Source organism: Streptomyces sp. NTD91, from assembly GCF_059510455.1.
The window spans coordinates 124,679-150,219 of the sequence record NZ_JCAJZW010000016.1; the positions used below are offsets into that span (position 1 = coordinate 124,679).

General features: G+C 71.4%; 22 protein-coding genes. 13 read left to right on the plus strand and 9 right to left on the minus strand.

The window, feature by feature from the left end:
* Window positions 1-33: 33 nt before the first annotated feature.
* Genes AC5WRT_RS18850 through AC5WRT_RS18865 form a run of 4 tightly spaced genes read left to right on the plus strand, consistent with a single transcriptional unit; the run spans window position 34 to window position 3,684 of the window.
* Complete coding sequence (locus AC5WRT_RS18850) at window positions 34-849, plus strand: AAC(3) family N-acetyltransferase (RefSeq protein ID WP_496096016.1); 816 nt, start codon at window positions 34-36, stop codon at window positions 847-849.
* A gap of 31 nt (window positions 850-880) precedes the next feature.
* Window positions 881-1,858, plus strand: a complete 978-nt coding sequence (locus tag AC5WRT_RS18855; protein ID WP_496096017.1) for an ABC transporter ATP-binding protein — start codon at window positions 881-883, stop codon at window positions 1,856-1,858.
* Window positions 1,859-1,911: 53 nt separating this feature from the next.
* Window positions 1,912-2,628 (plus strand): ABC transporter permease, encoded by a 717-nt coding sequence (locus AC5WRT_RS18860; protein ID WP_496096037.1) that lies wholly within the window; start codon window positions 1,912-1,914, stop codon window positions 2,626-2,628.
* A gap of 45 nt (window positions 2,629-2,673) precedes the next feature.
* The gene (locus AC5WRT_RS18865; RefSeq protein WP_496096018.1) at window positions 2,674-3,684 is read left to right on the plus strand and encodes a COX15/CtaA family protein; all 1,011 of its coding nucleotides are present in this window, start codon (window positions 2,674-2,676) and stop codon (window positions 3,682-3,684) included.
* 6 nt (window positions 3,685-3,690) lie between these two features.
* On the opposite strand, the gene AC5WRT_RS18870 is transcribed toward AC5WRT_RS18865, so the two are convergent.
* The 3 genes from AC5WRT_RS18870 to AC5WRT_RS18880 form a co-directional block, all read right to left on the minus strand.
* Window positions 3,691-4,800: an amidohydrolase family protein gene (locus AC5WRT_RS18870; RefSeq protein ID WP_496096019.1), complete on the minus strand. Its 1,110-nt coding sequence runs from the start codon at window positions 4,798-4,800 to the stop codon at window positions 3,691-3,693.
* Between the two features lie 177 nt (window positions 4,801-4,977).
* A complete protein-coding gene (locus tag AC5WRT_RS18875; RefSeq protein ID WP_496096020.1) occupies window positions 4,978-5,298 on the minus strand; it encodes a hypothetical protein in 321 nt (106 codons plus the stop codon).
* Window positions 5,299-5,367: 69 nt separating this feature from the next.
* Complete coding sequence (locus tag AC5WRT_RS18880; RefSeq protein WP_496096021.1) at window positions 5,368-6,357, minus strand: heme o synthase; 990 nt, start codon at window positions 6,355-6,357, stop codon at window positions 5,368-5,370.
* A 378-nt stretch (window positions 6,358-6,735) separates the two neighbouring features.
* Between AC5WRT_RS18880 and tkt the strand changes: the two genes are divergently transcribed.
* The 6 genes from tkt to AC5WRT_RS18910 all read left to right on the plus strand — a co-directional run bounded on the left by tkt (window position 6,736) and on the right by AC5WRT_RS18910 (window position 13,974).
* Window positions 6,736-8,838 carry a transketolase gene (gene tkt / locus AC5WRT_RS18885; RefSeq protein ID WP_496100423.1) on the plus strand — a complete coding sequence of 701 codons (2,103 nt, stop codon included), beginning with the start codon at window positions 6,736-6,738 and terminating at the stop codon, window positions 8,836-8,838.
* Between the two features lie 33 nt (window positions 8,839-8,871).
* Window positions 8,872-9,990, plus strand: a complete 1,119-nt coding sequence (tal, locus tag AC5WRT_RS18890) for a transaldolase (RefSeq protein ID WP_496096023.1) — start codon at window positions 8,872-8,874, stop codon at window positions 9,988-9,990.
* 1 nt (window position 9,991) lies between these two features.
* Window positions 9,992-11,530, plus strand: coding sequence for a glucose-6-phosphate dehydrogenase (zwf, locus tag AC5WRT_RS18895; RefSeq protein ID WP_496096024.1), 1,539 nt, complete (start codon window positions 9,992-9,994; stop codon window positions 11,528-11,530).
* The gene (gene opcA, locus AC5WRT_RS18900) at window positions 11,527-12,588 is read left to right on the plus strand and encodes a glucose-6-phosphate dehydrogenase assembly protein OpcA (RefSeq protein ID WP_496096025.1); all 1,062 of its coding nucleotides are present in this window, start codon (window positions 11,527-11,529) and stop codon (window positions 12,586-12,588) included. The genes zwf and opcA overlap by 4 nt, the downstream gene beginning before the upstream one ends.
* Window positions 12,585-13,367: a 6-phosphogluconolactonase gene (gene pgl / locus AC5WRT_RS18905; protein ID WP_496096026.1), complete on the plus strand. Its 783-nt coding sequence runs from the start codon at window positions 12,585-12,587 to the stop codon at window positions 13,365-13,367. The genes opcA and pgl overlap by 4 nt, the downstream gene beginning before the upstream one ends.
* A gap of 112 nt (window positions 13,368-13,479) precedes the next feature.
* Window positions 13,480-13,974 carry a lamin tail domain-containing protein gene (locus tag AC5WRT_RS18910; RefSeq protein WP_496100424.1) on the plus strand — a complete coding sequence of 165 codons (495 nt, stop codon included), beginning with the start codon at window positions 13,480-13,482 and terminating at the stop codon, window positions 13,972-13,974.
* A gap of 304 nt (window positions 13,975-14,278) precedes the next feature.
* Here AC5WRT_RS18910 and AC5WRT_RS18915 read toward each other — a convergent pair whose 3' ends face one another.
* From AC5WRT_RS18915 to AC5WRT_RS18935, 5 genes are all read right to left on the minus strand, one after another.
* Window positions 14,279-15,118, minus strand: a complete 840-nt coding sequence (locus AC5WRT_RS18915; protein WP_496096028.1) for a carbohydrate ABC transporter permease — start codon at window positions 15,116-15,118, stop codon at window positions 14,279-14,281.
* Window positions 15,119-15,128: 10 nt separating this feature from the next.
* Window positions 15,129-16,484, minus strand: coding sequence for an ABC transporter permease subunit (locus AC5WRT_RS18920; protein WP_496096029.1), 1,356 nt, complete (start codon window positions 16,482-16,484; stop codon window positions 15,129-15,131).
* Between the two features lie 2 nt (window positions 16,485-16,486).
* Window positions 16,487-17,812: an ABC transporter substrate-binding protein gene (locus AC5WRT_RS18925; protein WP_496096030.1), complete on the minus strand. Its 1,326-nt coding sequence runs from the start codon at window positions 17,810-17,812 to the stop codon at window positions 16,487-16,489.
* Between the two features lie 29 nt (window positions 17,813-17,841).
* Entirely contained in the window at window positions 17,842-19,449 is a 1,608-nt protein-coding gene (locus AC5WRT_RS18930) for a glycoside hydrolase family 13 protein (RefSeq protein WP_496096031.1), read from the minus strand.
* A gap of 195 nt (window positions 19,450-19,644) precedes the next feature.
* On the minus strand, window positions 19,645-20,916 hold the full coding sequence (locus AC5WRT_RS18935; RefSeq protein WP_496096032.1) for an ABC transporter substrate-binding protein: 1,272 nt from the start codon (window positions 20,914-20,916) through the stop codon (window positions 19,645-19,647).
* A gap of 129 nt (window positions 20,917-21,045) precedes the next feature.
* Here AC5WRT_RS18935 and AC5WRT_RS18940 point away from each other — a divergent pair, with 129 nt between their 5' ends.
* The 3 genes from AC5WRT_RS18940 to AC5WRT_RS18950 are packed head-to-tail and all read left to right on the plus strand — an operon-like array spanning window position 21,046 to window position 24,604.
* A complete protein-coding gene (locus tag AC5WRT_RS18940) occupies window positions 21,046-21,552 on the plus strand; it encodes a PadR family transcriptional regulator (protein ID WP_496096033.1) in 507 nt (168 codons plus the stop codon).
* A complete protein-coding gene (locus tag AC5WRT_RS18945; RefSeq protein ID WP_496096034.1) occupies window positions 21,549-22,301 on the plus strand; it encodes an ABC transporter ATP-binding protein in 753 nt (250 codons plus the stop codon). The genes AC5WRT_RS18940 and AC5WRT_RS18945 overlap by 4 nt, the downstream gene beginning before the upstream one ends.
* Before the next feature lie 20 nt (window positions 22,302-22,321).
* Window positions 22,322-24,604, plus strand: coding sequence for an FtsX-like permease family protein (locus AC5WRT_RS18950; RefSeq protein WP_496096038.1), 2,283 nt, complete (start codon window positions 22,322-22,324; stop codon window positions 24,602-24,604).
* 6 nt (window positions 24,605-24,610) lie between these two features.
* Here the strand turns inward: AC5WRT_RS18950 and AC5WRT_RS18955 are convergent, their stop codons facing one another.
* The gene (locus AC5WRT_RS18955) at window positions 24,611-25,375 is read right to left on the minus strand and encodes a DsbA family protein (RefSeq protein ID WP_496096035.1); all 765 of its coding nucleotides are present in this window, start codon (window positions 25,373-25,375) and stop codon (window positions 24,611-24,613) included.
* Window positions 25,376-25,541: the final 166 nt, after the last annotated feature.

The window sequence follows — 25,541 nt, forward strand, 5'->3', positions numbered from 1 at the left end:
ACACCCCGCCACCCGCCCGGAAGACTCCCCACCATGCCGACACCCCCTCCGACCGGCCCTCTTGTCACCCGGGACACCATCGCCGCGGAGCTGCGCCCGCTGGGTGTCGAACCCGGCGAGATTCTCCTGGTCCACTCCTCGCTCCGCTCGCTCGGCTGGGTGAACGGAGGGGCCGTCGCCGTCGTCCAGGGACTCCTCGACGTCCTCGGCCCCTCGGGCACGCTCGTCGTCCCCACCCAGTCGGGTGACCTCTCGGACCCCGCGCTGTGGAGCAGACCACCCGTGCCGGCGCAGTGGTGGGACCGGATCCGGGCCACCATGCCGCCCTACGACCCGCTGACCACCCCGAGCCGCGGTGTCGGCGCGGTACCGGAGACCGTGCGGACCTGGCCGGGCGCCCGGCGCAGCGCGCATCCGCAGACCTCCTTCGCGGCCCTCGGCCCGCTCGCCGGGGAGATCACCGACGGCCACGCCCCCGACTGCCGGCTCGGGGAGCGCAGCCCGCTGGCCGCGCTGGAGAGGCTGGGTGCGCGCGTACTGCTGCTCGGCGCGGGCTACGACGCCTGCACCGGCTTCCACCTGGCCGAGTACCGCATCCCGGCGCCGCTGGTCGAGGTGGGCCGGCCGGCGCCCGGCGGTGGCTGGGAGACGGTGACCGAGGTGTCGATCACCTCCGACCGCTTCGACGAGCTGGGGCACGACTTCGAGCGGGACCGGCCGGTCGTGCGCGGGAAGGTGGGCGCGGCGGACGTACGGCTCTTCCCGGTGGCGGACGCCGTGGCCTACGCCGAGCGGTGGCTGCCGCTGCACCGGCCCCGTGCGGAGGAGTTCCGCCACCCGCCCGCCTGATCGGCAAGCGGTCTCCCTAGACTCTGGACCCATGCGAAGTGAGCCCGCCCAGCCGTCTTTCGGCCACCGCCCCTCGGGGAGACGCTTCGCGTCGCACCCGCTCGTCGAGGTCCAGGCCCTGGTGAAGCGGTACGGCACGAAGACCGCGGTGGACCGCCTCGACCTGGTGGCCGAGGCGGGCGTGACCGCCGTACTCGGTCCGAACGGGGCCGGGAAGACGACCACGGTCGAGGCCTGCGAGGGGTACCGGAAGCCGGATTCCGGGACGGTGCGTGTCCTGGGCCTCGACCCCCTACGGCAGTCCGCCGAGCTGCGCCCCCGGATCGGGGTGATGCTCCAGTCCGGCGGCGTGTACTCCGGCGCCCGGGCGGACGAGATGCTGCGGCACGTGGCCAAGCTGCACGCGTACCCGCTGGACGTGGACGCGCTGATCGAGCGGCTGGGTCTGGGCAGCTGCGGCCGGACCGGCTACCGGCGCCTCTCCGGCGGGCAGCAGCAGCGGCTCGCGCTCGCCATGGCCGTCGTCGGGCGTCCCGAACTGGTCTTCCTCGACGAGCCGACGGCCGGCCTGGACCCGCAGGCGCGCCGGGCCACCTGGGACCTGGTGAAGGACCTGCGCTCCGACGGCGTCTCGGTGATCCTCACCACCCACTACATGGAAGAGGCCGAGCAGCTCGCCGACGACGTGGCGATCATCGACGGCGGCCGGGTCATCGCCCAGGGCTCCCCGGAGGAGCTGTGCAAGGGCGGCGCCGAGAACACCCTGCGCTTCACCGGCCGCCCCGGCCTCGACGTGGGTTCCCTGCTGAAGGCCCTCCCGGCCTCCTGCACGGCCGCCGAGCTGACCCCGGGCAGCTACCGCGTCGTCGGCGACGTCGACCCGCAGCTGCTGGCGACCGTGACCTCCTGGTGCGCCCAGCACGGAGTGATGCCGGACCGCATCTCGGTGGAGCGGCACACGCTGGAGGACGTCTTCCTGGAGCTGACCGGCAAGGAGCTGCGCTCGTGACCACTGCAACCGGTACGTACGCCCCGAAGCCGGGCGCGGCGCCCCTCCCCCGCATGATCGCGGCGCAGGCGGTGCTGGAGACGAAGATGCTGCTGCGCAACGGCGAGCAGCTGCTGCTGACCGTGGTCATCCCGACCCTGCTGCTGGTGCTCTTCAGCTCGGTGGACATCGTCGACACCGGAAAGGGCAAGGCCGTCGACTTCCTCGCCCCCGGCATCCTGGCGCTCGCCGTGATGTCGACGGCGTTCACCGGGCAGGCCATCGCCACCGGCTTCGAGCGCCGCTACGGCGTGCTCAAGCGGCTCGCCGCCTCGCCGCTGCCCCGCTGGGGACTGATGACCGCCAAGACGGCGTCCGTGCTGGTCACGGAGGTCCTCCAGGTGGTCCTGCTGACGGTGATCGCCTTCGCGCTGGGTTGGAACCCGCACGGGAACCCGGCGGCCGTCCTGCTCCTGCTGATCCTCGGCACGGCCGCCTTCTCCGGTCTGGGCCTGCTGATGGCGGGCACCCTGAAGGCGGAGGCGACCCTGGCCGCCGCCAACCTGGTCTTCCTGCTGCTGCTCGTCGGCGGCGGGGTCGTCGTGCCGCTGGAGAGGTTCGGCGCGGGCGCGCAGCACGTCCTCGGGCTGCTGCCCATCTCCGCGCTGTCGGACGGTCTGCGGGGCGTCCTCCAGCACGGTGCCGGGATGCCGTGGGGCGACCTGGGGATCCTGGCCGTGTGGGCTGCCGTCGGGCTGGCCGCGGCCGGAAAGTTCTTCCGCTGGGAGTGAGCCGTCGTGGACCCTCGTGAAAGTGTGCACAAGCGGCGGCCTACGATGGGGGGCGTGCCCAAGCTGAACCCCGCGGACGCCGCAGCGGCCGTGCGCAACCCGCTCGCCTTCATCGCCGCACGCTGGACCCCGACCCCCCGGACGGTTCAGCGCGCGGCCCTCGCCGCACTCGTGATGTCGGTGATCATCGTCGTCACCGGCGGCGCCGTCCGCCTCACCGGCTCCGGTCTCGGCTGCCCGACCTGGCCCGAGTGCACGGACGGCTCGCTGACCCCGACGAACGCGCTGAGCTATCACAGCGCGATCGAGTTCGGCAACCGCATGCTGACCTATGTGCTGTGCGCCGCCGTCGGCTGGGCGATCATCGCCGCCCGAGCCGAGAAGCCCTACCGGCGCAGCCTGACGCGCCTGGGCTGGGCGCAGTTCTGGCTGGTGATGGGCAACGCGGTCCTCGGCGGCATCGTGGTGCTCGTCGGCCTCAACCCGTACACGGTCGCGGCGCACTTCCTGCTGGCGACGGCGCTGGTCGCGGTCGCCGCCGTGATGTGGCAGCGCACCCACGAGGGCGACGGTGCCCCGCGCCCGCTGGTCGGCACAGCCGTGCAGCAGCTCGTGTGGTTCCTGGTGACCGCGTCCCTGCTGCTCATCGCGGTCGGCACCGTGGTCACCGGAGCCGGACCGCACGCGGGTGACTCCAGCGACGTCAAGCGGATCCCCATCGACTGGGAGACCGTGGCCAAGCTGCACGCGGTGCTCGCCTGGATCGTGGTGACGCTGACGTTCGCGCTGTGGTTCGTGCTCAAGGCGGTGGACGCGCCGAAGGGACCGCTCGCCCGCACCCGCGATCTGTTCCTGATCCTGCTCGCCCAGGGCGTGGTCGGTTACGTCCAGTACTTCACGCACCTGCCGGAGTTTCTGGTCGGCCTGCACATGCTCGGCTCCTGCCTGGTGTGGATCGGCGTCCTGCGCGTCCTGCTGGCCCTCCGCGAACGCCCGGCGGCCGACCTGGGCCTCCCCGGCCCCTCGGCCGAGGTGGCGGTCGGCACGCGCGCGTAGCCGCCCTCAGCCGCTCAGCCCGTAGACCCGGCGTGCGTTGTCCGCCGCGACCATCCGGGCCACCCGCTGGGCGTCCTCCAGGCACCAGGCGCCGTCGGCAACCCAGCTGCCCAGCACCCGCCCCAGGGCGTCGCGGAACAGGTGGGCGCCGACGACGTGCAGCTCGGGCAGGCCGTGGGCGCCCGTGGAGAAGAGGATCTTGCCGAAGGGCGCCAGCTCCAGGATCTCGGCGAGGACGGTCGCCGCCCGGGCGCCGGTCCGCACGAGCGCGGCGCCGGAGTCGGTGTAGACGTGCGGGAAGACGCCGGCCAGATGGGCGGCGTGGCGGTGGTACGGATAGCCGTGCAGCAGGATCAGATCGGTGCCGAGGGCGGCCGTGGCCCGCACGAAGTCGGTGAGCAGCACGGGGTCGGTGCGGTCGATGCGGGAGCCCGGCTCGCCGAGTCCGGCGTGCAGTTGCAGGGGCAGGCCCGAGGCGACCGCGATCCACAGCAGGTGTCGCAGCAGCACCGGATCGGTGAGCGGCCCGCCGACCCGGCGTCCGGCCAGCCAGCGGCCCGCCGCGCCCCGCACCTCCCCCGGTCCCGGCGGCTCGGGTGCCAGCGCGAGACCGTGCCGGACACCGGCGACGGAGGTGAAGGCGACGGCGCTCGCGGCGGCTCCGTGCACCGACTCGGCGAGGTTGGCGAGGAAGGACTCGACGGTGCCGGAGGTGTCGGCGACCTGCTCCGCCAGCTGCTCCAGCCGGACGATCTCGCGGGCCTCGGCCTCGCCGGTGGACGCCATCTCGCCGGGGCCGGTGAGGTCGCCGGGCAGTCCTGTGTCGACCAGGTACGTGGTGATGCCGCTGCCGCGCAGCAGCCTGCGGCCCGCTTCCAGCACGCCCACTTCCCGGCGCCGGGCCAGATAGCGGGCGGGCGGGCAGTGCGGTTCCAGGCCGAGCAGGGGCGGGCACCAGCGCCGGACGGCGAAGCCGGTCTGGGTGTCGAAGAGAGTGGTGCCGGGGGCGGGCGGTCCCTCGGTGCGGGCGAGCTGAGCCTCGAAGGTGCCGAGGCCCAGCTCCGTTCTCAGTACGCCGTGGCAGTACTGGTCCACGAGGGACGGCGTTTCGATCATTCCCGGCCTCCCCGCTGCGCTGGGCTTCAACGGCCTAACGGGGGAAGGGGGTTCGAGGTGGCGGTTCGGCCCGGGAATACGCATCGAGCGGCGGCTGCGGGCCGTCGCCGGTCGCTCGCGCCCGCGCGGCGGAGCCGTATGCCGACGCAGTCCTGCGCCCCTTCGGGGCGCGTTGTTTCAGCCGCCGATCTGGATGCCGGCCATCCTTTTCCATTCGTACGCGCCCGTCTTCACCTTCGCCGCGAACTCGCCGTCGAAGGACTCGTGGCGCGTGATGCCGGACTTCTCCACCGCCTGCTCGGCGACGGCGTACGTGGGCGCCACGAGATCGCCCCAGCCGCCGTCCTCGCCTACGAGGACGATGCGGGCGCCGCGCTCGCCGATGTAGGCCACCTGGCCCTCGGCGCCGCCGTGCACCTTGGCGAAGGCACTGATCTCCCGGGCGAGCTCGGCCACCTTGCGCTCGGCCCTCGCGTCAACCTGCTGCGTGTCTGCCATGACCAGGATGCTACTCGCGGGTAGATCGACTGGCGAGGGCGGGGCTCTGTGACGTACGCCCGGTGTGCCTCAGCGCAGGAACGGGTCCACCGCGATCGCCACGAACAGCAGCGACACATAGGTGATGGACCAGTGGAACAGCCGCATCTCCTTCAGCTTCGCGCCCGCGACCTCGGCCTTGGCCCTGTTCTGCAGCGCGTGCGCCTCCCACAGCCACCAGCCGCCGGCGGCCACCGCGACGGCCGTGTAGAACCAGCCGGTGTAGCCGAGCGGGGTGAGGAGCAGGGAGACGGCGACCATCACCCAGCTGTAGATGACGATCTGCCTGGCGACGACCTTGTTGGAGGCGATGACCGGCAGCATCGGAACGCCCACGCGCGCGTAGTCGTCCTTCACCTTCATGGACAGCGGCCAGTAGTGCGGCGGGGTCCAGAAGAAGATCACCATGAAGAGGATCACCGGCGCCCAGGAAAGGGAGTCCGTCACGGCCGACCAGCCGATGAGCACGGGCATGCAGCCCGCGATGCCGCCCCACACGATGTTCTGCGACGTACGCCGCTTGAGGATCATCGTGTAGACGACGACGTAGAAAAGGAGCGCTCCGAGCGAGAGCCACGCGCTCAGCCAGTTGACGGTGAAACCGAACAGCAGCGTCGAGACGACCGCCAGGGCGATGCCGAAGGCGAGGCACTCGGGCGGGCTGACCATGCCGGTCACCAGCGGCCGCTGCGCGGTGCGGTCCATCAGGGCGTCGATGTCCCGGTCGATGTACATGTTCAGCGCGTTGGCGCCGCCCGCCGAGAGGTAGCCGCCGACGCAGGTCAGCAGGACCAGCTTCAGGTCCGGCACGCCCCGCTGCGCCAGGAACATCACCGGAACGGTGGTGATGAGCAGCAGCTCGATGATCCGCGGCTTGGTCAGAGCCACGAACGCCTTGACACGGGCCCCGAACGGCCGGTGAACCGGGCCCTGGCCCGCACCACCGAGCACACCCTCCCCCAGGGCCTTGAGGGCCTGGGAGGTGCCCCCAGGACGGGATTCGACGACCGTCACGCACACCCCTGACAGAGACTCCCAGCGAGCCTTTCCTGGGAACTGCCGGTAAGGCTCGCGCGTACCACGCCACTTTAGACGTTGCCCATACCTCGTCCTTCGCGGGGGTGGGGTCGTGTTGACACACCCCCCATAAGAGGGGACACGGCACTCGATTGAGCGCTCAGATGACCGCCTCCGTATTCATGTGCCAAATGCCCTTGTCGGCCAGTCGGGAGGCGGATGACACGGAGTCCCGGCAGTCTGGAAACACTCGAAAAAATGCACGTCCTCACGGGGGTAGGCTCGTCAGCGGCCGGCGGGCAGAAGCACGCCGGCGGCCGGGTGGGCGCGTAGTGCCCCGACGACCGGCGACCGACATGTGGAGAGGAGCCCTGACCCAGGGTGAGCACCAAGCCGACCACCACAGACCTTGAGTGGACCGAGCTGGACCAGCGGGCCGTGGACACCGCCCGTGTCCTGGCCGCCGACGCCGTACAGAAGGTCGGCAACGGCCATCCCGGTACGGCGATGAGCCTGGCCCCGGCCGCCTACACCCTCTTCCAGAAGGTGATGCGGCACGACCCCGCCGACCCGGAGTGGGTCGGGCGCGACCGCTTCGTGCTGTCCGCCGGCCACTCGTCCCTGACCCTCTACACGCAGCTCTACCTGGCCGGCTTCGGTCTGGAGCTCGAGGACCTGGAGTCCTTCCGCACCTGGGGTTCGAAGACCCCGGGCCACCCGGAGTACGGGCACACCAAGGGTGTCGAGACCACCACCGGTCCGCTCGGCCAGGGTGTCGCCAACGCGGTGGGCATGGCGATGGCCGCCCGCTACGAGCGCGGTCTGTTCGACCCGGACGCGGCCGTCGGCGAGTCCCCCTTCGACCACTTCGTCTACTGCATCGCCGGCGACGGCTGCCTGCAGGAGGGCATCTCCGCCGAGGCCTCCTCGCTGGCGGGCCACCAGAGGCTCGGCAACCTGATCCTGCTGTGGGACGACAACCACATCTCGATCGAGGGCGACACCGAGACGGCCGTCTCCGAGGACACCGTCAAGCGGTACGAGGCGTACGGCTGGCACGTGCAGCGCGTCGAGCCGAAGGCGGACGGCGACCTGGACCCGCAGGCGATCCACGCCGCGATCCAGGAGGCGAAGAAGATCACGGACAAGCCGTCCTTCATCGCGATGCGGTCGATCATCGCCTGGCCGGCCCCCAACGCCCAGAACACCGAGGCCGCGCACGGCTCGGCGCTGGGCGACGAGGAGGTCGCGGCCACCAAGCGCGTCCTCGGCTTCGCCCCCGACAAGCACTTCCAGGTCGAGGACGAGGTGATCACCCACACCCGCAAGGCCCTGGAGCGCGGCGCCCAGGCGCGCGCCGAGTGGGAGAAGGCCCTGCAGGTGTGGCGGGACGACAACCCCGAGCGCGCCGCCGAGTTCGACCGCATCAGCCGGGGCGAGCTGCCCACCGGCTGGGAGGAGAAGATCCCGGTCTTCGAGCCGGGCAAGGGCGTCGCGACGCGTGCCGCGTCCGGCAAGGTGCTGCAGGCGCTCGGCGCCGTGATCCCCGAGCTGTGGGGCGGCTCCGCCGACCTCGCCGGGTCGAACAACACGACGATCGACAAGGAGAGCTCGTTCCTGCCCGCGGGCAACCCGCTGCCCGAGGCCAACCCGTACGGCCGCACGATCCACTTCGGCATCCGCGAGCACTCCATGGGCGCCGAGCTGAACGGCATCACGCTGCACGGCAACACCCGCGTCTACGGCGGCACGTTCCTCGTCTTCTCCGACTACATGCGCAACGCGGTGCGCCTGTCGGCCCTGATGCACCTGCCGGTGACGTACGTGTGGACGCACGACTCCATCGGCCTCGGCGAGGACGGCCCCACCCACCAGCCGGTCGAGCACCTGGCCTCGCTGCGCGCCATCCCGGGCCTGAACATCGTCCGCCCGGCCGACGCCAACGAGACCGCGATCGCCTGGCGCGAGATCCTGCGCCGCTGGACCAAGGAGTTCGGCAAGGGCCAGCCGCACGGCCTGGCGCTCACCCGCCAGGGCGTGCCGACGTACGAGCCCGATGAGGACGCCGCCCGCGGCGGTTACGTCCTGTTCGAGGCCGAAGGGCCCGAAGGACGGAGCGCGGCGCCGCAGGTCATCCTGATCGCCACCGGTTCCGAGGTGCACATCGCGGTCGAGGCGCGGGAGCAGCTCCAGGCCGGGGGCGTCCCGACGCGCGTGGTGTCGATGCCGTCCGTCGAATGGTTCGAGCAGCAGGACCAGGGGTACCGGGACTCCGTGCTCCCGCCGTCCGTCAAGGCCCGTGTGGCCGTGGAGGCAGGCATCGGGCTGACCTGGTACCGGTACGTCGGGGACGCCGGCCGCATCGTTTCCCTGGAGCACTTCGGTGCTTCCGCCGACGGCAAGGTCCTCTTCCGCGAGTTCGGCTTCACCGCCGAGAACGTGGCCGCCAAGGCCCGGGAATCCATCGCCGCCGCCCAGCGCTGACGCTCATATACGACCCGTAGGAGATGTAATTCCATGACAGACGCACTCAAGCGCCTCTCCGAGGAAGGCGTGGCGATCTGGCTGGACGACCTGTCGCGCAAGCGGATCACGTCCGGCAACCTCGCCGAGCTGATCGACCAGCAGCACGTCGTGGGCGTCACCACCAATCCGACGATCTTCCAGAAGGCGATCTCGCAGGGCGAAGGCTACGACCAGCAGGTCTCGGACCTCGCCGCGCGCAAGGTCACCGTGGAAGAGGCCATCCGCATGATCACCACGGCGGACGTCCGCGACGCCGCCGACATCCTGCGCCCCGTCTTCGACGCCACCGGCGGCAAGGACGGCCGGGTGTCCATCGAGGTCGACCCGCGCCTCGCCCACGACGCCCGGGCCACCGTCGCCGAGGCCAAGCAGCTGGCCTGGTTGGTGGACCGGCCCAACACCCTGATCAAGATCCCGGCCACCCAGGCGGGTCTGCCGGCGATCACCGAGACCATCGGCCTCGGCATCAGCGTGAACGTCACGCTGATCTTCTCCCTCCAGCGGTACCGGGCCGTCATGGACGCCTACCTCTCCGGCCTGGAGAAGGCCAAGGAGCGCGGCCTGGACCTGTCGCTGATCCACTCCGTGGCGTCCTTCTTCGTGTCCCGCGTCGACACCGAGATCGACAAGCGCCTGGACGGCATCGGCACCGAGGAGGCCAAGGCGCTGCGCGGCAAGGCCGGCGTCGCCAACGCGCGCCTCGCCTACCAGGCGTACGAGGAGGTCTTCTCCTCCAGCCGCTGGCAGGCGCTGGAGAACGCGGGCGCCAACAGGCAGCGTCCCCTGTGGGCGTCGACCGGCGTGAAGGACCCGGCGTACCCGGACACCCTGTACGTCACCGAGCTGGTCGCGCCGAACACGGTCAACACCATGCCCCAGGCCACGCTGGAGGCGGCCGAGGACCACGGCGAGATCAGCGGCGACACGATCGCCGGCACCTACGAGCAGGCGCGCGCCGACCTGGACGCGCTGGAGAAGCTCGGCATCTCGTACGACGACGTGGTGCAGGTGCTGGAGGACGAGGGCGTCGAGAAGTTCGAGGCGTCCTGGAACGACCTGTTGAAGTCCACCCAGGCGGAGCTCGAGCGCCTCGCTCCTTCGGAGGGCTGAATTGTCACCCCTTTCCGGTTCGGGAGCGAACCCGCTTCGTGACCCGGCCGACCGACGGCTCCCGCGTATCGCGGGGCCGTCGGGCCTGGTCATCTTCGGGGTCACCGGCGACCTTTCCCGCAAGAAGCTGATGCCCGCGGTGTACGACCTCGCCAACCGGGGTCTGCTGCCGCCGGGATTCTCGCTGGTGGGCTTCGCCCGCCGCGACTGGGAGCACGAGGACTTCGCCGAGGTCGTGCACGACGCGGTGAAGGAGCACTCGCGCACTCCGTTCCGCGAGGAGGTCTGGCAGCAGCTCCTGCAGGGGATGCGCTTCGTCCAGGGCACCTTCGACGACGACGAGGCCTTCGAGCGGCTGCGCGGCACCATCGAGGAGCTGGACAAGGCCCAGGGCACGGGCGGCAACTTCGCCTTCTACCTGTCGGTGCCGCCACGCTCGTTCCCGGTGGTCATCCAGCAGCTGAAGAAGCACGGTCTGGCCGAGCAGTCGGGCGGTTCCTGGCGGCGCGCGGTCATCGAGAAGCCGTTCGGGCACGACCTGAGGTCGGCCGAGGAACTGAACAAGGTCGTGCACGAGGTGTTCGAGCCGGAGCAGGTGTTCCGGATCGACCACTACCTCGGCAAGGAGACCGTCCAGAACATCCTGGCGCTGCGCTTCGCCAACACGATGTTCGAGCCGGTCTGGAACCGGTCCTTCGTGGACCACGTGCAGATCACCATGGCCGAGGACATCGGCATCGGCGGCCGGGCCGGCTACTACGACGGCATCGGCGCCGCCCGTGACGTCATCCAGAACCACCTGCTCCAGCTCATGGCGCTCACCGCCATGGAGGAGCCGGCGTCCTTCGGCGCGGACGCGCTGGCCGCGGAGAAGGAGAAGGTGCTCGGCGCGGTACGGCTGCCCAAGGACCTGGGTCGCAGCACCGTGCGCGGGCAGTACGCGGGCGGCTGGCAGGGCGGCGAGAAGGTCATCGGCTACCTCGAGGAGGAGGGCATCGACCCGAAGTCGAAGACCGACACGTACGCCGCGATCAAGCTGGAGATCGACAACCGCCGCTGGGCGGGCGTCCCGTTCTATCTGCGCACCGGCAAGCGCCTCGGCCGCCGGGTGACGGAGATCGCGGTCGTCTTCCAGCGGGCTCCGCACTCCCCCTTCGACACCACGGCGACGGAGGAGCTGGGCCAGAACGCCGTCGTCATCCGGGTGCAGCCGGACGAGGGCGTCACGGTCCGCTTCGGCTCCAAGGTGCCGGGCACCTCGATGGAGATCCGGGACGTCTCCATGGACTTCGCCTACGGCGAGTCCTTCACGGAGTCCAGCCCGGAGGCGTACGAGCGGCTGATCCTGGACGTGCTGCTGGGCGACGCCAACCTCTTCCCGCGCACGGAGGAGGTCGAGCTGTCCTGGAAGATCCTCGACCCGATCGAGGCGTACTGGGACAAGCACGGCAGGCCCGCGCAGTACAAGTCGGGCACCTGGGGCCCGGCGGAGGCGGACGAGATGCTCGCACGAGACGGACGGAGCTGGCGCAGGCCATGAAGATCGACCTGACCGACACCACCGCCGGCGACATCAACAAGGCGCTCGTGCGGGGCCGCCGGGCCATCGGGACGCCCGCCGTCGGCATGGTGCTCACCCTCGTCATCGTCACCGACGAGGAGAACGCCTACGACGCTCTGAAGGCCGCCAACGACGCCTCGCGCGAGCATCCCTCGCGCACGCTGGTGGTCGTCAAGCGGGTCTCCCGCACCCCCCGCGACCGCACGTCCTCGCGTCTCGACGCCGAGGTACGGGTGGGCGCGGACGCGGGGACCGGCGAGACGGTCGTGCTGCGGCTGTACGGCGAGGTCGTGGGCCACGCCGACTCGGTCGTCCTGCCGCTGCTGCTGCCGGACGCGCCGGTGGTGGTGTGGTGGCCGGTGAACGCGCCGCTCGATCCGGCGAAGGACCCGCTGGGCGCGCTCGCCCAGCGCCGGGTCACCGACACCTACGCGGCCGAGCAGCCCGTGCGGGAGCTGTCCGCCCGCGCCGCGGCCTACACCCCCGGCGACACCGACCTGTCCTGGACGCGGATCACCCCGTGGCGTTCCATGCTTGCGGCCGCACTCGACCAGGTCAGCTGCGAGGTGAAGGCCGTCGAGGTGGAGGGCGAGGAGTTCAACCCGAGCTGTGAGCTGCTGGCGATGTGGCTCGCGGAGCGGCTGGACGTCCCGGTGAAGCGGTCGTTGTCGGGCGGCCCGGGCCTCACCGCGGTGCGCATGGACACCACCTGCGGCCCGATCGTCCTGGACCGCGCGGACGGCACGCTGGCCACGCTGTCCGTCCAGGGGCAGCCGAACCGCGCGGTGGCGCTGAAGCGGAGGGACACCGCCGAGCTGATCGCGGAGGAGCTGCGCCGGCTCGACCCGGACGACACCTACGCGTCGGCGCTGCGCTACGGCGTGGAGCGGCTGAGCACGGTTCCGGAGCAGCAGCCTGCGCCGAGTGCGCCGGTGGCCGAGCCCGGGTCCGAGGAGGAGGCGGCCGAGGCGCCCGCGAGGAAGGCGGCGGCCAAGACCGCGAAGAAGGCACCGGCGAGGAAGGCGACGGCGAAGTGAGCACTCCGCAGCTGGTCGTCCACCGCGACAAGGAGCTGATGGCGCAGGCCGCCGCGGCCCGCCTGATCACGAAGATCGTGGACGCGCAGGCCTCCCGGGGCACCGCGTCCGTGGTCCTCACGGGCGGCCGCAACGGCAACGGCCTGCTGGCCGCGCTGGCGGCGGCACCGGCCCGGGACGCCATCGACTGGGCGCGCCTGGACCTGTGGTGGGGCGACGAGCGGTATCTGCCCGAGGGCGACCCCGAGCGCAATGTCACGCAGGCCCGCGAGGCCCTGCTGGACGCCGTACCCCTGGACCCGGAGCGCGTGCACGCCATGCCCGCCTCCGACGGGCCGTACGGGACGGACGTCGAGGCGGCGGCGGAGGTGTACGCGGCGGAGCTGGCGAAGGCCGCCGGTCCGGAGAACCACGGTCCGGTGCCCACCTTCGACGTGCTGATGCTGGGCGTCGGCCCGGACACCCACGTGGCCTCGCTCTTCCCGGAGCATCCGGGGGTGCGGGAGGCCGAGCGCGCGGTGATCGGTGTGCACGGCGCGCCGAAGCCGCCACCGACCCGGATCTCGCTCACCCTCCCGGCGATCCGCTCAGCCCGTGAGGTCTGGCTCCTCGCGGCCGGCGAGGACAAGGCGGAGGCCGTGGCCATCGCTCTGTCGGGCGCGGGCGAGATCCAGGCGCCGGCGGCCGGGGCGTACGGCCGCTCGCGCACGCTGTGGCTGCTGGACGCGGCGGCTGCCTCGCAGCTGCCCAGGTCGCTGTATCCGCCGGCGTCGCCGTGATCCACTGAGCCCCCCTCACCGGTGCTTCACACAATCTCCACCGGATATCCATGCACCGGTCAACTTTTGTGTAGGCTCCAGGCGCTGCATCCGCACCACCGAGGGGGGCCTCATGCGTGTACGCCTCGCGCTCGCCGCCACCGTCACGGCCGGAACGCTCGGCGTCGTCGTCGCGGCGCCGGCCCGGGCCACCGAGTACTCCTCCGCCCTGAAGATCAAGGGCGTCCAGTACGACGCGCCGGGGCGGGACTCCAACAACTGTCGTACGGGCAACACCCGCGACGAGTACCTGACGATCAAGAACTACTCGCGCACGACGACCGTGAACCTCAGGGGCTACGTCGTCAAGGACGCCACCGGCAACCGGTTCACCTTCCCGTCCAACCACTACCTCGAGCCCGGCGACTACGTGAAGCTGCGCGGTGGCCGCGGCACCGACTCGGACGCGAAGAACGTCGTCTACCGCCAGAACTGCAACTTCCTCTGGAACAACGACAAGGACACCGTCCACCTCTCCAAGCCCTCCGGCGCCCACGCGGACACCCACGCCTACACCAAGTCCCGCGACGACCGGGACGGCAACGGCTACATCACCTTCCACGGCTGACACCGCACAGCCCGCAGAGGGCGGGAGTGAACGCGTACAAGCGCCCGTACCGGCGTGTGCGCCCATGGGCCGCCGGTGTCACGCTGCCGGCCGCCGGCGCGGCCGGCTGCGGCCGGTCCGGCGGCGCAGCCAAGGCGTCGGTGCCGACGCCCCCGTGACCGCCGAGCCGGCGCCCGGGCGCGTCACCCGGACGAGAACCGTCCGACCGCCCGGACCGACCGTCACCGCGAGCGGTACGCCGATCACGTGCTCCTACAGGGGCAGCGCCTGGCGCCGTACGCACGGGTGAGCCGGGCGGGGTCGGTCACTTGACCGAGCCCGCCATCACGCCCTGCACGAAGTGCCGCTGGAAGGCGAAGAACACCACCACCGGCACGATCAGGGACAGGAAGGCGCCCGGGGCCAGGACGTCGATGTTGCTGCCGAACTGCCGGATCTGGGACTGGAGTTCCACCGTCAGCGGCTGTGCGGAGCTGTCGGCGAACAGCAGCGCCACCAGCATGTCGTTCCAGACCCAGAGGAACTGGAAGATGGCGAGCGAGGCGATGGCGGGCCGGCCCACCGGCAGGACCAGGCGGGTGAAGATGCGCCACTCGCTGCCACCGTCCATCCGGGCCGCCTCCAGCATCTCCTTCGGCATCTCCGCGAAGTAGTTCCGCAGCAGGAACACCGCGAAGGGCAGGCCGTAGGCGACGTGGAAGAGGACGACTCCGGGGATCGTGCCGAACAGGCCGAGCGCGCCGAAGAGTTTGGCCACCGGCAGCAGACCGATCTGCACCGGCACCACCAGTAGGGCCACCACCAGCAGGAAGAGGGGCTCCCTCAGCGGGAAGTCCAGCCAGGCGAAGGCGTATCCGGCGAGCGCGGCGATGACCACGACGAGGGTGGTGGCCGGAACCGAGATCAGCACCGTGTTCCAGAAGGCCTGCGTCATGCCGGAGTTCTTCAGCAGCGCCGTGTAGTTGCCGAAGGACAGCTGGCCGGGGCTGCTGAGCGCCGTCCACCAGCCGCCCTTCGCGGTGTCCTGGGCCGAGCGCAGGGAGGACACGAAGAGTCCGGCCAGCGGGGTCAGCCAGACCAGGCCGATCACCACCAGGAAGGCCTGCACCAGACCGTTGCCCAGGCCCCGCCTGATCGCGTTCATCGCTGACTCCTCATCGCTGACTCCTTCGGAAACGGCGGACGTTGAAGACCATCGCGGGGATCACCAGCAGCAGCAGGAGCACGCCGAGGGCGCTGCCCAGGCCCTGGTTGTTGCCGCCGCCGAAGGACACCAGCCACATCTGGGTGGCGAGCACCGTGGCGTCCTCCTGCACCGGCCCGGGCGCGATGATGTAGACGAGGTCGAAGACCTTCATCACGTTGATCACGAGCGTGACGAAGACGACCGTCAGGACGGGCGCCAGCAGGGGGACCGTGATCCTGCGGAAGATCTGCCACTCGTTCGCGCCGTCCATCCGGGCCGCCTCCAGCGCGTCCCGGGGCAGCGTGGACAGGCCGGCGCCGATCAGGACCATCGCGAAGCCGGTCCAGATCCACAGATAGGCGCCGATGATCGCCGGGGTCACGAGCGTCGGCCCGAGCCAGGAGACGCCCTGGTAGGGCTGGGCGAAGTTGGACGCCGGCAGCTTCACCGTGTAGGAGCCGGCGCGCAGTCCGGAGAAGCGGAAGGAGCCGTCGGCCGCGGTGGTCGCGCTCGCAACCGTCCGCCCGTCACGCACCGCCTGCACCCTCATGCCGGGCAGGCCGCTCTCCTTGGGGTCGACCTTGCCCTGCCTGCCCCCGCCGCCGGGGGTGAAGTCCAGGTAGACGACACCGCGCAGCTCGCCGGGCGCCGCCGGGCGCGAGGCCGCCGCCGCGGCTGCCTCGGCGCCCTCGGGCAGGTCCTTGGGCAGCACGCCGACCATCGGGAGCGCCACCGAGTGCCCGGTGGCGGCGGTCGTACGGTACGAGCCGTCCCGATCCTGGGTCAGCAGGCCCGCTCGGCCGCGCGCCGTCGGGTACGCCGAGGTGCCCTCGAAGGCGTCGTGGACGGAGACCACGGCCGCGTTCAGCACGCCCTTGTTCGGGTCCTCGTCGTAGGCCAGCCGGAAGATGATGCCGGCGGCCAGGAAGGACACCGCCATCGGCATGAAGAGCAGCAGCTTGAAGGCGGTGGCCCAGCGGACCTTCTCCACCAGGACGGCCAGGATGAGGCCCAGGCCGGTCAGCAGGGCAGGGGCCACGACGACCCAGATGGTGGTGTTGCGGATGGCCTTCAGGGTCGCCGGGTCCCGGAACATCTCGGCGTAGTTGTCGCCGCCGACGAAGCGGGTGCCGGAGGCGTCGAAGAAGCTGCGGCCCACGGAGAAGAGCACCGGGTAGACGACGAGCGCGCCGAGCAGGAGCAGCGCGGGGAAGACGAAGAGCAGGGCGATCAGCCGGGCGCGCCGCCGGCCGCGGCGCCCACGCGCCACGCCGGCGGCGGCCGGCTCGGCCGCCCGCTGTTTCACGACAGTGGTGGCGGCCATGTTCAGTCCTGGTAGGCCTTCGCCGCGGCCGACTCCAGCTTCGCCGCCGTGCCCTTGGGGTCCGACGGATCGCGCAGGAAGTCCTGGAGCAGCTTCCACTCCCCCGCGCCCTTGGTGCCGCCGAAGGCCGCCGGCGCCTGGTCGGACATGTCGAAGCGGACCGAGTCGCCGGCGTCGATGAGGGACTTGGCGGTGGCGCGAGTGACATCGTCGCCGTAGGAGGCGAGGTCGAGTTTCCTGTTCGGGGAGAGGAAGCCGCCCGCCTTCGCCCAGACGGCCGCCGCCTCGGGCGTGGCCAGGTACTCCAGGAGCTTCATGCCGGCCTTGCTGTTCTTGCCGTCCTTGAGGACGACCGCAGCGTCACCGCCGCTGACCACCGGTGCGGTGCCGCCGTCGACCGCCGGGAACGGGAAGAAGTTCGCGTCCTTGCCGATCGTCTTGCCGAACTGGTCGTGCGCGACCCCGGCCACGAAGTCGCCCTCGTAGACCATGCCGGCCTGGGGCTTGGGCCCGAACACCTTCTCGACCGACCCGGGGAAGTCGGTGTTCAGGGCCTCCTTCTGGCCGCCCGCGATGAGCTGCTTGTCCTTGAACAGCTTGCCGAGCGTGGTGAGCGCCTTGACGACCGAGGCATCCGTCCACTTCAGCTTGTGCGCGGCGAGGGCGTCGTACTTCTGGGGTCCGGCCTGGGAGAGGTAGATGTTCTCGAACCAGTCGGTGAGGGTCCAGCCGTCCTCGCCGCCGATGGCGAAGGCGGCGAGCCCGGAGTCGGAGACGGTGTGCCCGTCCTTGAGCATCTCGTCGTACGTCTTCGGCGGCTTGACCCCGGCCTGGGCGAGCGCCTCGGGGCTGTACCAGACGGTGGACTTGTGGGCGGCCTTGAAGTAGAGGCCGTAGAGGGTGCCGTCGACACTGCCGTACTGCTTCCACACGGGCGCGTAGTCGGCGGTGATGGTCTGCTGGGCGGTCGGCGAGAGCGGCTTGAGCCAGCCCTTCTTCGCGAACTGCTGCAGGACGCCGACCTGCGGGACCATTACGACGTCGGGCGCGTTGCCGCCCTCGATCTTGCTGCCGACGACCGTGGAGACGTTGTCGCCGGTGGAGACGAACTGGGTCTTGGCGCCGGTCTTCGCGGTGAACGCGTCCAGCACCTTCTGGAAGTTCTTCTGCTCGCTGCCGGACCAGACGCCGGCCACGGTGACGGTCTGGCCACTGAGCGCCTTGTCGCCGCCGCCGGCGGAGACGGGTCCGCCGCCGCAGGCGGTCGCGCCGAGGGCGAGGGCGAGTGCTGTGCAACTGGTGAGCAGGGTGGTACGGCGTCGCATCATCGTCGATGTCCTTTTCGAGAGACGGTTGATCACAGGTCGCTGAGCCACCACGCGGCCGTGGCGCCGGGCAGGACGCCGGCCGGGCAGGGGCCGCTGGAGAGCAGGGGGGTGCCGGAGACGGGGGCGGGCACGGGCGCCGTACCGAAGTTGACGGCGCAGACCAGGCCGTCGCCGCGGCTGAAGGCGAGGACGCCGGGCGCGGTGTCCACCCAGTGCAGTTCGCCTTCGCCCAACTGCGGCAGGGATCGCCGGAGCTGGAGGCCCTCGCGGTACAGGTGCCAGAAGGAGCGGGTGTCGGCGAGGGCACGGTCGGTGGCGTACTCGGCGAAGTACTCCGGCTGCGGCAGCCAGGGCTTCACACCGTCGACACCGGAGGTGAAGCCGAACGGGGAGGCCTGCCCGGACCAGGGCAGCGGCACCCGGCAGCCGTCGCGGATCCGCGCGCGGCTGCCGGTGCGGCGGAATATCGGGTCGGTGAGGACGTCGTCGGGCAGGTCGACGACCTCGGGCAGGCCCAGTTCCTCGCCCTGGTAGATGTACGCGGCGCCGGGCAGCGCCAGCATCAGCAGGGCGGCGGCGCGGGCGCGGGCGGCGCCGAGGCCGCTGCCCTCGGGGGCGGGTTCGCCGTAGCGGGTGACGGTGCGGACCTGGTCGTGGTTGTTGAGGACCCAGGTGACGGTCGAGCCGGTGCCGGCGATGTCCTGCATGGCCTCGGAGATGACCTTGCGGAAGGCGTCGGCGTCCCAGGGAGCGCCGAGCAGGTCGAAGAAGAAGGCCTGGTGGAGTTCGTCCCGGCGGACGTAGAGGGCGTGTTCGCGGGCGGTGGGAACGGAGACCTCGCCGACGAGGAGGCGTTCACGGCCGTCGCGTGCGGTGTACTCCTCGCACAGGGCGCGCCAGCGGCGCCACACCTCGTGCACCTCGGGCTGGTTCCAGGCGAGCGGGTTGACCGAGTCGCGGGTGCGGGCGTCGGCCTCCGGGTCGTCGGAGTCGGGCAGGTCGGGGTGCTTGAACAGCCCGGCGGCCACATCGATGCGGAAGCCGTCCACGCCCCGGTCGAGCCAGAAGCGCAGGACGCGGTCGAACTCCTCGGCGACCTCGGGGGCGCGCCAGTTCCAGTCGGGCTGCTCGGGCGTGAACATGTGCAGGTACCACTGGCCGTCGCCGACCCGGGTCCACGCGGGGCCGCCGAACATGGCGTGCCAGTTGTTGGGCGGTTCGGCACCGTCGGGGCCGCGCCCGTCGGCGAAGTGGAAGCGGGCGCGGGCCGGGCTGCCGGGGGCGCTCTCCAGTGCCTCGCGGAACCAGGGGTGCTCGACGGAGCAGTGGTTCGGGACGATGTCGAGGAGCACCTTGACACCGAGTCGCCGGGCCGCCGCCATCAGCAGGTCGAACTCCGCGAGGTCGCCGAAGACCGGGTCGACGTCGCAGTAGTCGGCCACGTCGTAGCCGTGGTCGTGCTGCGGCGAGGGGTAGAACGGGCTCAGCCAGATGCCGTCGACGCCGAGCTTCTTGAGGTACGGCAGTCCGGCCCGGACACCGGCCAGATCGCCGACGCCGTCGCCGGTGCTGTCGAGAAAGCTGCGGACGTAGACCTGGTAGATCACCGCGTCACGCCACCAATGATGCCTGTTCAACCCTTGTGCCTGTCTCTCTGAAGGGCCAGCTGCGCAGTGCAGCGGTTATGCATGCATGTTAGGTAGCCGTGTCGCGAGGATGTCAACGAAAAGAACGAAAGCTACTGGTGAGTTGAGGTTATAAATTCGGACTTACTAGGGCATTGAAAGCCGAGATGAGATCCGCGCGTTACCTAACAAGTAACTAGGCGGAAACTAGCGACGGGCGATCGCGTCGAGTTCGCGCGCGAGCCGGCGCACCGCCTGCTCGGGAGTCTCGCGCCCGGTGAGCGCGTCCTGCATCACCGCCTGCACCACCAGGCTGACCTGGTCGTAGTGCGGGCTCTTGGGGCGCGGCCGGGCGGTGAGCACGGCGGTGCGCAGCGTCGGCAGGTAGGGGAACCGCCGGATCAGTGCGGGATCTTCGTACAGCGCGGCACGCACGGGCGGCAGCGAGCCCCGGGTGAGCACCTGTCGCTGGACGGGCGCGCTGGTGAGGTAGGCGATCAGCCGTGCGGCCGAATCGGGATGCCGGGTATGGGAGTTGACAGCGAGGTCGGAGCCGCCGAGCACACTGGTGCCCGGCCCGTCGGGTCCGGGGATCGGTAGGGCGCCGATCTTCCCGGCGACCTTGGATCCCCTGGCGGAGGCGACGGCGTAGGCGTAGGGCCAGTTGCGCAGGAAGAGGAGCCTGCCGTCCTGGAAGGCCCGCTTGGACTCCTCCTCCTTGTATGTCAGCGCCGCCTTCGGTATCCAGCCCTCGCGCACACCGCGGGCGAGGAAGCCGATGCCCTCGCGCGCGGCCGCGGAGTCGACGGTGACCCGGGTGCCCTCACCGCCCAGGATCGTGCCGCCCGCCGAGTAGACGGCCTCGGCAGCGTTGACGGTGAGGCCCTCGTACGGCAGGAACTGTCCCGCGTAGCCGTCGAGTCCGTACTTGGGCGCGATGGTCTTGGCGTCGTGCTCCAACTCGGCCCAGGTACGCGGCGGGGGCACGCCCTCCTTGGCGAGGATGTCCTTGCGGTACAGGAGGAGTCCGGCATTCGTCACATACGGGACCGCGTACAGGCGGCCGTCGTAGGTGGCCGTGTCCACGACCGGCGGCAGGAAGCTCTTCAGCGGGAAGCGGTCGCGCGGCAGCGGGCGGATCCAGCCGGCCGCCGCGAACTCGGAGGTCCAGTTGACGTCGATGTTGAGGACGTCGAAGCGGCCCCGGTCGCCGCCGCGCAGATCGGTGGTCATCTGCGCGTGGGTCTCGTCGGCGGAGTCCGGGAGCTCGACGAGGGTGACCTTCTCTCCGGGGTGGGTGCGGTTCCAGCCCTGGAGCAGCGGGGCCAGATAGCCGGTGAGATCACCGGCGGTGGCCAGGGTGAGCGGTCCGCGCCCCTCGTCCGCGCCCTCGTCGGCATGGGCGCCGGCGGCGACGTACCCGGTCATGACCACCGCGAGTACGAGGAGACCCCTACCGGCGGCGCGCATCCACCGCATAGGTTCCTCCCTGAACACGTACACACGGCTCCGGGCACCCTCGCCCGGGAGTCAGAGGCCATGTATACCTGTTAGGTATGGGCGATACTAGGGCCTGGAGCACATTGAGCAGACAGGAGGACAGCACGAGTGCGCCTGCCCCTCCTGGCACTCCTCGCCCGCGGCCCGGCCCATGGTTACGAGCTGAAGCAGGACCTTGAGCAACTGCTGGGCTCGGCGTACCCTCAGCCGAACGTCGGCCAGGTCTACGTCACCCTCGGCCGTCTCGAGAAGTCGGGACTGATCGAGGGCGAGGACGTCGAGCAGTCCAGCCGACCCAACAAGAAGGTCTACCACCTCACCGACGCCGGGCGGGAGGCGCTGCACGCCTGGTTCGAGGAGACCGAGGACGAGCCGCGGGTACGGGACGAGTTCTTCATGAAGCTCGCCCTCGCCCCGCAGACCGGTCTCACCGACCAGATCGCCCTCATCAACAAGCAGCGGCGCCAGTACCTCAACACCATGCGCAATCTGTCGAAACTGGCCGCGGCCGAGAACCGGGACAACCGCATCGCCCACCTGCTCATCGAGGGCGCGATGCTGCATCTGCAGGCCGACCTCGACTGGCTGGAGCGGTGCCAGGAGGAACTGGAATGAGCGAGGACACTGTTCCGGTGCTTCGGGCCGAGGGCCTGGTGAAGACCCACCACGGCGAGGGCGCGCCCGCGCACGCCGTGCGCGGGGTCGACCTGTCCGTGACGCACGGCGAGTTCGTCGCGATCACCGGCCCGTCCGGCGCCGGCAAGTCCACGCTGCTGCATCTGCTCGGCGGACTGCAGCGGCCGGACCGGGGCAGCATCTGGCTGGACGGACGCTGCACGGACTCCTTCGGCGAGGCGCGCTGGGCGGTGGAGCGCCGCAAGGCCATCGGGATCGTGTTCCAGTTCTTCAACCTGGTGTCGAACCTGTCCGTCGCCGACAACGTCGAGCTGCCCGCCCTGCTCGCCGGCGTCCCGCCGAAGAAGGCGCGCGCCGAACGCGAGGAGCTGCTGGCCGAGCTCGGGCTCGCGGGCAAGGAGCGCAGCATGCCGGGCGAGCTGTCCGGCGGCGAACAGCAGCGGGTCGCGCTCGCTCGCGCCCTGGTCAACCATCCCCCGCTGCTGCTGGCCGACGAGCCCGCAGGCAGCCTGGACAGCAAGGGCACGCGTGAGGTGATGCGGCTGCTGTCCCGCTTCCACGGCCGCGGGCAGAGCATCGTCCTCGTCACGCACGACGCCCGGCTCGCGAGCGCCGCCGACCGCGTGATCAGCTTCTTCGACGGGCGCATAGCCGACGACGCGCCCCTGAACGGCGCGACCCCTTCCCGGAAACCGGGGATCTCGGGCGTGCTGGAGCTGAGGGACTGACGGTGCCGGATCTCGGAGATGTGCGGGCCGCCCTGCGATGGGCGCACTCCGACCTGCGTACGCATCGGGGCGAGGCGCTGTTCCTCGTGCTGGCCACCGCCGGGATCGTCGCCTCGCTGCTGCTGGCCACCGCCCTGTTCGGGTACGCCACCAACCCCTGGGAGCGGATCTTCACCCAGGCCCGCGGGGCGCACGTGTGGATTCACACGGTGCCGTCCGCCGACGCCCGCAGGCTGGCCCGGCTGGACGGGGTCGAGTCGGTGGCCGGCCCCTACCGCACCGAGTCCGCCACCGTCGCCGTACGCGGCACCCGTGCCTCCGTGGAGCTGCGCGGCATCCCGCAGCTGCCCTCCGTCGGGCGGCCGCTGCTCACCTCCGGGCACTGGCTGGATCCGGCCGAACCGGACGGCGTGGTGCTGGAGAGCAGCCTGGCGCGCGCATTGCTGGCCGAACCCGGGGACACCCTCACCCTGCCCGGTACGGCCCGCTCCCTGACCGTCGAGGGCATCGCGGACAGCGCCGAGCCCCACTACAGCCCGGGCGAGCAGCCCGGCCTGGTCTGGGCGCTGCCGTCCGCCGTGCGCACCCCCGGCGGCCAGGTGATCGGCCTCCGGCTCGCCGACCCGGCCGACACGGACTACCTGGTGCAGAGGGCCGTCACGGTGCTGGGTTCGGGCGCGGTCGGGGAGGTGTCCACCTGGCAGCAGGCACGCTCGGTGGCCCAGGGCGACGACCGGCTGCTGGGCCAGGTGCTCGGCCTGTTCGGACTGGGCGCCCTGATCGCCGCCGGATTCGCCGTGCACGGGGCGATCACCACCCGCATCCGGGGGCATCTGCGCGACATCTCGGTGCTGAAGGCGATCGGCTTCACGCCCGGCCAGGTCGTGCGGATCTTCCTGCTCCAGCACCTGGCGTACGCGCTGCTCGGCTCGGCCGCCGCGGCCGCGCTCGCCGAGACCCTCGGCCGCCGGATCCCGGGCCGGCTCGGCGACGCCGTGGGAGTGTGGCAGGGGCTCCCCGGGCACACCGTGGCGCTGTTCGCGGTGCCCGTGAGCGCGGTGCTGTTCATCAGTCTGACCACAGGTCTCGCGGCGTGGCGGGCCGGCCGGGTGCCGCCGGTTCCGGTGCCGCGCCGGGCCGCGCCGGCCGGCGGACGGCTGACCGGTGTGGCCCGGCGGGCGCTCGGTCTGCGGCTGCCGGCCGCGCTGGTCCTCGGCTGCCACAAGGCGTTCGCGGGGCGCGGCCGGTCGCTGGCAACCGTGGCCCGGCTGACGCTGCCGCTGCTGCTGATGGTGGTGGCGCTCAGCGCCTGGACCACGATCGACCGCTTCCACAGCAGCCCCGCCCGCATGGGGCTGCCCACCTCGCTCACCGTCCGCACGGACGGCGCCCTGAACGCCTCCGGTGTGCGGTCCGTGCTGACCGGCGACTTCCGGGTCGCCGCCGCCTATCCCGGGGTCGAGGTCGCCGCGCTGGTCCCGGGCCAGACCGGCACCATCGCGCTGCGCGGCGTCGGCACCCGCGCCGAGCCCTACCCGTACGCCCTCGCCGAGGGCCGTCCGGCCCGCGGGCCGGACGAGGCGGTGGCGGGCCAGGGCCTGCTGGACCTGCTGCACGCGCGGGTCGGTGACTGGGTGCGCATGACGGTGGGCGACCGGCCGCAGATCCTGCACATCGTGGGCCGCAGCATCGAACCGCAGAACGCCGGCCGGGTGGTGACCACCTCCCTGGACACCCTTCGCGAGAACGACCCCGCGCTGACCCCGGCCTTCTGGGAGCTGCGGCTGCGCCCCGGTGCCGACGCGCGGAGCGTGGCCGCCGCGCTGGCCCGGGCCGGCCGGGGCCACCTCGATGTGCACCCCGTGACGAACCCGGCCGACGGACTGTCCCCGCTGCGCGGCGTCGTCGCCGGACTGATCGCCGTGCTGGCCCTGATCGGGCTGGTCGAGTTGCTCACCGCCATCGGCGGCAGCGTCCGCGAGGGCGAGCGGGACGTGCTGGCCCTGAAGGCGATCGGCATGTCGCCACGGCAGATCACCGCGATCACCGTCACGGCGACGAGCTGTACGGCCCTGGCCGCTGCGATCGCCGCCACGGCACTGGGGCTGCCGCTGGGCCGTCGGCTGATCGACGCCCAGGGCAGTTCCAGCGGTATCGGGGCCGGTATCGCCCAGTCCCCGTCGCCCACGCTGCTGCTCGTGCTGGGCGCGGCCGCCGTGCTCGGGGCGGCGGCACTCGCCGCCCTGCCCGCGGCCCGCGCGGCGCGCCGACGCCTCGCGGACACCCTGAGCGCGGTGGCCTGACGGCGGTCAGGGCGCGGCCTTCCGCCACTGCTCGGGGTGAGCCCGGATCTTCGAGAGGAGACCGGCGAAGGCGTCGCCGTCGAACAGCACGGCGTTGTACTCGGCCGGGATGCGCACGTCGTCGATCTCGGCGGTGGGGGTGCCGGGGCCCCGGGGGTCCTGCGCTCCGCCCGCCTTCTCGTACACCTCCTCGGCCCGGTCCACGAACGAGCGGTACTTCATGGTCTTCACCGCCGAGTCGAAGTCCGGCCCGCGCAGCCCGGGGACGCGGGTGGCCAGCTTCAGCAGGCAGGCGTCGGTGAACCCGTCGACGCTCTCCTCGGGCTGGTGGGCGTACAGCACGTCGTGGTATTCGGCGAACCTGCCCTTGTCCAGCGCGGCCCGCAGGGCGTTGACCGCCTTCCTCGACCCGTTGCCGCCGAGCCGGCCGTCCAGGAAGGAGGCCAGGGTGTACAGGGTCTTCGTCTCCCGCCGGATGGTCGCCGCACGCAGTCGCGGGGCACCGCCGGTGGTCTCGAACCGCTTGCACACCGGACACCGCGGGTCCTCGTAGAGGTGCACGGTGACGGGGGCGGCCGGGTCGCCGACCGTGATGGTCGTACCGTCGCTGCCCAGCCGCTCCGGCACGTCCGACAGCGTCTTGTAGGCGGGCGCGGTCCTTGCGGGAAGACCGTTCTTTCCCTCCGCCGGCCGGTCTCTGCCGCCGCAGCCCACCGCCGAGACCCCCACCACGGCCGTCGCGACCGCCGCGGCGAACCCTCTGTGCACCATGCGCCCTTCCTCCCCTGAAGTCGCCCAACCCTAAGGGATCAGCACGGAGGACACCCGGAAAGCGCTGCCGCGGCGGCTCACGCCGGATCAGCTCCGCCCGCGCAGCTGCCGGTACCTGGCGACCAGGGCCTTGGTGGAGGCGTCCAGGCCGGGGACGTCCGCGCCC